This is a genomic window from Microcystis sp. LE19-84.1B (assembly GCF_027531875.1).
Taxonomy (GTDB): domain Bacteria; phylum Cyanobacteriota; class Cyanobacteriia; order Cyanobacteriales; family Microcystaceae; genus Microcystis; species Microcystis panniformis.
In genome coordinates, this window is record NZ_JAPZSR010000121.1 from 1 (window position 1) to 8,839 (window position 8,839).

Sequence of the window (8,839 nt, forward strand, 5' to 3'; positions counted from 1 at the left end):
GAGAGAATCGTCGTTCAAAACCTTGCGTCTTCATCGGCCCGTGTCCTGTAGGGGCGAAGCATTCGGGCAATAACCTATCGGTGAAACCGTAGATTTTCTATCCGAATGCTTCGCCCGTACTTTTTCAGCAGACCCTATATATATAGGGTTTGCCGAAAAAGCCTTTCGTGGGGTTAGGAGTCGGTCCTCAGTATTCAGGAGTCAGTATTCAGATGCGGGTTTTCAGTTCACTGTTCACAGCAAAATACTCCCCACTTCCCCACTTCCCCACTTCCCTATCCCTTTTAAACAGGATTTATTATTAGCCTGTATCAGCATTTCTGATTCTATAGTTAAGTTTGGCTAATAACAGCTTATTTTTAGTTCCTTGTCAAGCCCCTATTATAATTTTTAATCTCTGATCCTTAGTCCGATTTAACATTGATATTAAAAATCTGGTTTTTTGTAGCGAATATAACAGTTTTATTAACCATTATCTGCATACATAGAGGGAAATCGAGGGAGGCTGATAATCCCTGAAAGCCTTGTCAATACTAGCATTATTACCTCTCGACATTTCACTAATTCCCCAAGTTTTCCTAACCTTGACCCCCTCTAGGAGACAAAAAATTAAAAACTTCCCATCTTAACTTGGTTCTTAGCGCAAGTCAACCCTTTATTTAAATTTTTGATTCTCTTGCCCGATAACGATATAAATTCTCGTAATGACCAACCGATTTTCCGTGATACGGTTGAACAGAACGCAACCAAGTTAGCTCTGCAAGCACAAAGGAATGTTAGCAAATTCCTTCAGCTTTGCATTGGGAACTTGCTAACGAACAATAAGAAAGTCTATGAATAAACAACTGATCAACAAACTACAAGCTGTAACTGCCCTTACCGTAGTGGGGACTACAGCCTCGATAATTTGTTCCCAGACAGCAGGACACAGCAACAGCCTGACGGATATTAGCGTAGGTCGTCAAACTGTTATCGAGTCAACTACTCAAACCGTTCTGTCCGCTTTTTCTAATAGTCGAACATTCGATTCAGATATTAAATTATCACGTTCGGTTCAAGATAATGCTAACGAAATTCTAAAAACTTTAGAGTCCCTAGTGGACAAAGAAAATACCGTCCCAGCAAGCGTTACACCCCAGACCCAAGAGGCCATTCCTTCGACGATACAACCCCAATCACAACCCAATCAAGTCAAACCAGTCCCGGCCAGCAATCCTACCTCAGTGACACCGCCAGAGAAGCCGAAAACAACCCAAGGGACAAAAACCAGCAGTCGCCCCCGTAAACGGGGAATGGCCTCTTGGTATGGTTCCGGTTTCCACGGTCGTCGCACCGCTAGTGGTGAGACTTTTAACTCTGGTGGTTTAACCGCCGCCCATCGCTATCTACCTTTCGGCACTAGGGTTAGGGTAACTAATCTGCGTAACGGGCGCTCGGTGGTGGTGCGAATTAATGATCGCGGTCCGTTTAGCGGTGGTCGCGTCATCGACCTCTCCAGAGGTGCGGCAGCGATTATCGGTGTCTTCCAGTCGGGAGTTGCCCCAGTGGTCTTGGAAGTTTTAGGCAGATAATCAGTTATCAGTTATCAGTTATCACTGCTATAGTGATCCTATTGGGATTTGACGGGGTTTATGTTAGAAATTAACGATTTATCGGTTAATTATGGCGGAATAAAGGCATTACAGCAGGTTAGTTTAAGGGTAGAAACGGGGGAAATTGTCACCCTGATTGGAGCGAACGGAGCAGGAAAAACGACGACTCTAAAGACGATATCTCGGCTTTTAACAGCAAAGACGGGGCGAATAATCTATCAGGGTCAAGATATTACCCATTTACCGCCCCATGAAATCGTTAAACGGGGAATTGCCCATAGTCCAGAAGGGAGAAGAATCTTAGCTCGTCAAACAGTCTTGACAAATTTGCAGTTAGGTGCTTATACGAGAAGCGATCGCCTAGGAGTAAAAAGTGATATCGAAGAGCAGTGGCAACTGTTTCCCCGACTATCGGAGCGCCGAGAGCAGTTAGCGGGAACCCTAAGCGGTGGGGAACAGCAGATGCTGGCGATCGCCAGAGCTTTAATGAGTCGTCCCAAGTTATTGTTACTAGACGAACCCAGTTTAGGACTAGCGCCGCAGATAGTGCGAGAAATCTTCAGTATTATCCGTCAATTAAACGAATCGGGAGTAACTATCCTGTTAGTGGAACAAAACGCCCATTTAGCCCTAGAAACTGCCAATCGCGGCTATGTTTTGGCAGCGGGACGCTTGACTATTGCGGGAGAAGCTGGGGATTTACTCAAGGATGAGCGAGTCAAACAAGCTTATTTGGGCTGATCAATCACAGTGCGGGGATCATTGAAGAAAATCTATAGTAAAACTTGGTAAAAAATATTAACAAAATTTTACAAAGTCGCATAGAATGAACACATAACGAAATAGGTATTTTTTCTTACTGCCATGCTAACGGCTAACTTCCCCTGGCTCACTGCCATCATTTTGCTCCCCTTGCTTGCCTCCTTCCTAATCCCTGTAATCCCCGACAAGGAAGGAAAAACTGTTCGTTGGTTCGCTCTTGGAGTCGGACTAGCAGACTTTATATTAATGTGTTACGTCTTTTTACAAAAATATGATTTAAGCAACCCCAACCTACAATTAGTAGAAAAAATCGATTGGGTTCCCCAAATTGGTTTAAGTTGGGCGGTGTCGGTGGATGGTATCTCGGCACCGTTAGTTTTATTAGCAGGATTGGTGACAACCCTTTCTATCTTGGCCGCGTGGCAAGTGGACCGCAAACCCCGTTTATTCTACTTCCTGATGCTGTTGCTCTACGCCGCTCAGATTGGTGTTTTCGTTGCCCAAGACTTATTATTATTCTTTTTAATGTGGGAAATCGAGTTAATTCCCGTTTATCTACTCGTTTCCATCTGGGGTGGTCAAAAACGTCGTTATGCCGCCACTAAATTCTTACTCTACACCGCCGCCGCTTCTATCTTCATCCTCGTTGCCGGTCTAGCCATGGCCCTCTACGGTGGTGGTGCAATGACCTTTGATATGGCGGAATTAGGATTTAAAGATTATCCCCTCGCTTTAGAATTAGTCCTTTACGCCGGTTTATTAATCGCTTTCGGAGTCAAACTCGCCATCTTCCCCCTCCATACTTGGCTCCCCGATGCTCACGGTGAAGCTTCTGCACCTGTATCGATGATTCTCGCTGGTGTTCTCCTCAAAATGGGCGGTTATGGTTTAATCCGCCTTAATATGGGGCTTCTACCCGATGCACATATCTACTTTGCTCCGATTCTAGCGATTCTCGGTGTCGTTAATATTATCTACGGTGCTTTCGCTTCCTTCGGTCAACAAAACATGAAACGCCGTCTCGCTTATTCCTCGGTTTCACACATGGGATTCGTCCTTTTAGGGATTGCTTCCTTTACCGATGTGGGTATTAGCGGTGCTATGTTACAAATGCTCTCCCACGGTTTAATTGCCGCCGTCTTATTCTTCCTTGCTGGTGTCACCTACGACCGCACCCATACCTTAGCTTTAAACGAGATGGGTGGGATTGCTCAAGCGATGCCGAAAGTCTTCGCTCTCTTTACTGCCGGCGCCATGGCTTCCCTAGCGTTACCCGGAATGAGCGGTTTTGCCAGCGAAATTACCGTATTCATCGGTGTCACTAGCAGTGACGTTTATAGCCAAACCTTCCGGGTTGTGACTGTTTTCCTCGCTTCCGTTGGTTTAATCCTCACCCCGATTTATCTACTCTCCATGCTTCGTCAAGTTTTCTACGGAGATGGTTCTTCCTGCGATATTACTAACATTCTCCCCAACAAAAGCAACGAACAAGCAGTTTGTTTCGGTACTAGCTGTGTCCTCCCCCATGAATCAGAATATATTGACGCTAAACCCAGAGAAATCTTTATCGCTGTCTCTTTCCTCGCTTTGATTGTCGCTATCGGTTTCTATCCCCAACTGGCTACCCGTATCTACGATGTGAAAACGGTGGCAGTTAACTCGGAAGTGCGTCAAGCTTACACAGAAATCGCCGCTACTCGTCAAAATATCTACGCTGAAACTCAACTGGACGTAAGCGCCAAAGTTGCCAGCATCCTCCAATAAATTGGCAAGTCTAAAGTGAATAGGTTATCAGGAGTAGAAATTCTGCTCCTGATTTTTTTTTGGCGAGGAGATAATTAATTAGGGTTGGCTGAATAAATGTGAAATATAGACGAGATAAGGGTTTTAGGGGTCTATTTCGCAAAACAAGTGCAAGATTTTCAGAGAATCGTGGTCTTGTAGGGGCGAAGCATTCGGGCATAACCTATCGCTGAAACCGTAGATTTCCTATCCGAATGCTTCGCCCCTACTTTTTCAGCAAACCCTACATAAACAAACTATAATCTACATGAAAGAAATGTCCTAATAATTTCGCCTGTTCTTGGCTAATTGACCCTTTTCCTGCAATTAAACTAGAAGCAATTTTGTCAGAGCCAAGGATTATGGCTATGTCTTTCTTGTTAACGCTTTGTTGCTCCATCAAAAACAATAACATAGAATTAGGTGTGGTTGATTCTTGTAGATAAAAGCTTCTTTCAAAATTCTCAATTAAAAAAATTAGAAGCTCATAAAGTTCATCTTCTTCGGGAGTTCGATGCTGACGGTGCATCAATTCTTCGACAATAACCAGAGCTTTTTCATTTTCTGCTTCTGTTCTGATAACTTTAGGTAAATGGCGAGCTAGTAATTCTTTGTATTTTTCTGGATTAAAAGTAAGGGTCATTTTTCCATTGCTCCTTATCGTATTCAGCGTGAGTTAAAACATACTTGATATAAATTAGCCGCTTCTGATAATCGATACTGGTTATAAGGCGATAACGATTTCCTTTAATGTTAAAAACAGTAAAATTACCAACTGCTTCTGCTTGGGGAAATACTGTTTGAACCTCAACTAAATTATACCAAATTGCTTGACTGGCAATTTTATGCCAATTTTCTAAAGCTATTCGGGAATCAGCGTGTTTATTCGTAAATTCTCGTAATCTTCGATAGCTGATGACGTGCATTTATAAAAACAAACATAAATTATCTCTATTGTGTGGACAATGCTCATTAAATAAAATTAAGGAATACATTTTTTAACTTGCTCAAGAGACAATCCCAACGTACTAGCAATTTGCTCGGCCGTCAAGCCAAGCTCGACTAAGTTTGGAATAATTTCTAGTTTTGCTTTTTGTCTTTCTCTTTCCAGAATTGTCAGGCTTTCTTTAACATAAGGTATAGCAGTTTCTTCTATTATTGATTCAATATTTTCTGTCTCATAACTTTGTAAAGGTTTGGAACAGAGATTAATATTACTAATTTGAATTGGATTGCCGACAATTTGATATTGAGAATTAGCATATCCTAGCCTCTCAATAGTAGCACGAAAATTAGATTTATTTAAATCTTCTCCCAAAGCTTCAGAAAGAATGCGCCACAGTTCATAAGCTTCATCTTTAGTATGCCCTGCCGAACAATGATATTCTTCAGCAATATGGGTATATTTTTTTCCATTAAGGACTCCCTTCAGAATCGCAACTTGCAGACTGTCAAGATGTTGCCCCGTTTGTGCGAAAACTAGGTCATCCACGTATTTCAACACCGCTTGTACGTCCATTAACCTGTTGCTTCATACCTCTAACGCCCACCCGTTATTATCCGCTATAATCCGCTTTATGTCAAGATTCTTAATAAAACTTCCGTCTTTATCCGCCACAATCCGACTTTAGATTAGCTGAAATCAGGCTTATGCTTGAAGCAGGAATTGATGAGGCTAAAAGAATGGCTAATAAAATTACCACCATAACACTAGCTACTGGAGTTTTCCTCGGTTGTGCAGTCATTGAAACTCCCGTTGTAAATTCTGCTCCAACATTACTCGGACCAACTCCTTATCTTAGCTTTAATGATAGTCCATTTAAAAATGTTAACTTTAGCTATTTTTACCTTGAGGATTTTGAGGATGGTTCCCTGAATGTGCCAGGTGTTACAGCCTCTAGTGCTAGTGGCTTACCATTTGGCGTGGAAGGTCCAGGTTTTTATACAGATTCTGTTGATATTGACGACGGAGTGATTGATGGAAACGGGCAACAAGGTCATTATCTCGTTGAAGTAGGTAATGGAATAATAGGAGGCTTTAAATTTACTTTCAATGCCAATACTTTAGGAAACTTTCCTACTCATGTAGGTATTGTCTGGACAGATTCATATTCAAGCTTTGGCGGAATAGATCAAACACCACTAACTTTTGAAGGGTTTGATGCACAAGGAAATTCTTTAGGTACTATTGCACTTGGTCAGGGACAGATTGGCGATACCAGAAACGACGGAACAACAGTTGATGATCGCTTTTTTGGAGTTATCAATTTAGCAGGCATTTCAGCTATCTCAATATCTCAGACTTTGATCAATGTAGGCTTTGGAGTAGATCACTTACAATATGGATTTGTTCCCCAATCTAGTCAACCTGTTTCTGAACCTTCCACTGTCTTTGGTTTATTAGGATTCGGTTTATTTGGACTAGGTGTATTCTGCAAGCGGACTGTTTCAGCTAATTGGATGTAATAGATTCTCCCGATCTCCCGGGGAGCATCCCACTTTTGCAATAAGCAATTGTACTTAGATGTGAAATGCTTATATGGCAAGCCTTTTCGGGAGTTCATAGATTTTTAACGGTTCTCTAAATTGTGTGATTGGAACCAGAATCGTTATACTAAATCCGGTTATTAAAGACTGATTATTTATTCCCCCTTTTGCATGAGTGCCTTTTGCCTGTCCTGATATGTAGCCTATGCTCAACGGATTTAGTATAACTTCTGCTGATCACCATAAGTGAGAGAAATTCACAAATATGAGATACACCCGATTGATAGTGAACACTCATTATATATTAATAAACATAAATAAATATGAAGTAATTTAAGTTTCAAGAAGAATGAACCCGATCTTTTTTACGATGGGGGTAAAAGTGATTTTCAATTTCTCAGGTTGAAAGATGAATCCAGATTAAGCTATCTCAACGATAAGAGGACAAGCCAATGTTTGAAGATTTTACCTATATTACCGATGAGGCTTTTTTAGAGAATTATTGGTGGGAAGAAAAAGTTATCTGTCCCCACTGCCAGGGCAAAGGAAGAATCTATCTAGAGACAGAGAATGAATCCGTCCCCTGTAAATTCTGTGAGGGTAAAGGCATTATTAAACGAAAACAAGAGGAAGCTAACTATTCCTAAAAATCTGTATAATTAGATACCATAAATTAAAAATATTCTTGAGTTAAAACCTCTGGCTGACATTGTTTAATTTCGCTGTTAATTCCCAGGGCAGATTCCGATTGGAGGTCTTCGATATAACCGGATTGATAGGATAAAGCTTCAGAAAAACTCTCGAAAGGACCGAAATAATAGAGACATTTCGGCTGACTGGTGGTAATCTCTATCCACCAGGGTTGAGGTGGTAAACTAGGCTTAATCTGGGCAGTTTCTGGGTCAAGAGGCCTTATACTGAGAATCTTGGCCCCTTGGCGCAGCAGGCGCTGTGTTTCTTGACTCATACGGCTTTTAGGTACTCGCAGGACTGTCCGGGAGAAGCGTTGAGGCAAAGAGCCAGAAGAACCGGAAAAAACAACTTCATAGAGAAATATTTGATTCTCTCCCTGATTATTAGCCTCTAGCATACAGAAAAGATTCTCTTTTGGGGGTAAGGGTTAAAAAAACAGATGCTACTTTGAGCAGATGACTCAAGCAAAATCATCTCCTAACAGAGTAGCGCATCTTGATACGATAGCATAGAGCGGCAAAAAGTTAGGTTTTGACCTACTCTCCCCTCACAGCATAGCTTGACGAGAGATTCTTCAACAAGAAGAACCGGAGGTAATGATTCGGTAGTAGTGGCGTAGCTCTCTTGCTTATCTAGCCTGAGTTGTGTAGAATATTGACTAATAAAAATAATTACCTGACAAATGTCAAGAATTTGCTTTTTAAGTAGGTGGGTGGAATTAAATATAAGATGAACGTAGGTTGGGTTGAAGCATGAAACCCAACGCTCCCATGGGTTACGCTACCGCTAACCCATCCTACAAATAATTGTGCCTCCCTACTTATGATTGCTGTTTTTATCAATATCTTGTCTTGGCTCATTAAATTTTGGTGGGATGGCGATGAAGATTTAGAACAGAATCTTCTAACAAAAGATTCACAAGCTTCAATATTTCGTTGTCCTAAATGGGGTTCTTGCCATACCCTCAAAAATGGTTCTACACATAATGGCAAACCCAAACGTCAGGGTAAAGATTGTGGTCAACCGTTGGTAATTAATCCTAGTAATAAAACCGTCTCTAACGAAACCAAAAAATTAATAGCTCTACTGCTGCTAGAAAGAATTTCTCGGCGAGGTATTGCTAGAGTAACGGGAGGGGAGCATCTCATTTATGCAAGTGAGTAATTATACTTATTTCTAAAACTGGTTTCTAGCAAGGCTTTCAAAATAGCTTGACATAAAAACCTGATTTAGGGGTTACAAAGGTGAGATGCTCCCAACGTGAAACGGGAGTGAGTTGGTCATGGTTACAAAACTATGTTAATAATAAATTTAGCCAAGCCCCTCGCCAGGTATAGGTAACAGACAAACCTAAAGGCAAATTAATCATAGAAATTTCTGTGATGAGTTATGGTCATTCGTATTTTCTCAGAAAATCAAGGTATATATTTGGTTAGCTATCGATAGAACTACCCGAGAAATAATTGGTTGTTATTGAGGAGATAGAAGCCGTGAATCAGCTAAAAAGATCGGGAAAAGTCTTC

Annotated in this window: 10 protein-coding genes and 1 pseudogene; 7 read left to right on the forward strand and 4 right to left on the reverse strand. The window is 41.4% G+C overall.

The window, feature by feature from the left end; all coding sequences use genetic code 11:
- Positions 1 to 833 precede the first annotated feature (833 nt).
- From O9324_RS07090 to O9324_RS07100, 3 genes are all read left to right on the forward strand, one after another.
- Complete coding sequence (locus O9324_RS07090) at positions 834 to 1,571, forward strand: septal ring lytic transglycosylase RlpA family protein (RefSeq protein ID WP_288139828.1); 738 nt, start codon at positions 834 to 836, stop codon at positions 1,569 to 1,571.
- Between the two features lie 60 nt (positions 1,572 to 1,631).
- Positions 1,632 to 2,333 carry an ABC transporter ATP-binding protein gene (locus tag O9324_RS07095; protein ID WP_002764664.1) on the forward strand — a complete coding sequence of 234 codons (702 nt, stop codon included), beginning with the start codon at positions 1,632 to 1,634 and terminating at the stop codon, positions 2,331 to 2,333.
- A gap of 123 nt (positions 2,334 to 2,456) precedes the next feature.
- Positions 2,457 to 4,118, forward strand: coding sequence for an NAD(P)H-quinone oxidoreductase subunit 4 (locus O9324_RS07100; protein ID WP_193960274.1), 1,662 nt, complete (start codon positions 2,457 to 2,459; stop codon positions 4,116 to 4,118).
- Between the two features lie 262 nt (positions 4,119 to 4,380).
- Here O9324_RS07100 and O9324_RS07105 read toward each other — a convergent pair whose 3' ends face one another.
- Genes O9324_RS07105 through O9324_RS07115 form a run of 3 tightly spaced genes read right to left on the reverse strand, consistent with a single transcriptional unit; the run spans position 4,381 to position 5,655 of the window.
- Positions 4,381 to 4,779 carry a helix-turn-helix domain-containing protein gene (locus O9324_RS07105; RefSeq protein WP_002788855.1) on the reverse strand — a complete coding sequence of 133 codons (399 nt, stop codon included), beginning with the start codon at positions 4,777 to 4,779 and terminating at the stop codon, positions 4,381 to 4,383.
- On the reverse strand, positions 4,763 to 5,062 hold the full coding sequence (locus O9324_RS07110) for a type II toxin-antitoxin system HigB family toxin (protein WP_002788853.1): 300 nt from the start codon (positions 5,060 to 5,062) through the stop codon (positions 4,763 to 4,765). Before O9324_RS07110 ends, O9324_RS07105 begins: the two co-directional genes overlap by 17 nt.
- A gap of 56 nt (positions 5,063 to 5,118) precedes the next feature.
- A complete protein-coding gene (locus O9324_RS07115) occupies positions 5,119 to 5,655 on the reverse strand; it encodes a helix-turn-helix domain-containing protein (protein WP_288139829.1) in 537 nt (178 codons plus the stop codon).
- Positions 5,656 to 5,786: 131 nt separating this feature from the next.
- Between O9324_RS07115 and O9324_RS07120 the strand changes: the two genes are divergently transcribed.
- Both O9324_RS07120 and O9324_RS07125 read left to right on the forward strand, forming a co-directional pair.
- The gene (locus tag O9324_RS07120) at positions 5,787 to 6,602 is read left to right on the forward strand and encodes a PEP-CTERM sorting domain-containing protein (protein ID WP_288139830.1); all 816 of its coding nucleotides are present in this window, start codon (positions 5,787 to 5,789) and stop codon (positions 6,600 to 6,602) included.
- 473 nt (positions 6,603 to 7,075) lie between these two features.
- Complete coding sequence (locus tag O9324_RS07125) at positions 7,076 to 7,270, forward strand: hypothetical protein (protein ID WP_002770192.1); 195 nt, start codon at positions 7,076 to 7,078, stop codon at positions 7,268 to 7,270.
- Positions 7,271 to 7,296: 26 nt separating this feature from the next.
- Here the strand turns inward: O9324_RS07125 and O9324_RS07130 are convergent, their stop codons facing one another.
- Positions 7,297 to 7,713, reverse strand: a complete 417-nt coding sequence (locus tag O9324_RS07130) for a DUF1816 domain-containing protein (RefSeq protein WP_185236919.1) — start codon at positions 7,711 to 7,713, stop codon at positions 7,297 to 7,299.
- A gap of 425 nt (positions 7,714 to 8,138) precedes the next feature.
- On the opposite strand from O9324_RS07130, the gene O9324_RS27465 reads away from it, so the two are divergent.
- Both O9324_RS27465 and O9324_RS07140 read left to right on the forward strand, forming a co-directional pair.
- On the forward strand, positions 8,139 to 8,480 hold the full coding sequence (locus tag O9324_RS27465; protein ID WP_502846574.1) for a hypothetical protein: 342 nt from the start codon (positions 8,139 to 8,141) through the stop codon (positions 8,478 to 8,480).
- 128 nt (positions 8,481 to 8,608) lie between these two features.
- Positions 8,609 to 8,790: pseudogene (locus tag O9324_RS07140) on the forward strand (ISNCY family transposase); the annotation flags it as partial.
- Positions 8,791 to 8,839: the final 49 nt, after the last annotated feature.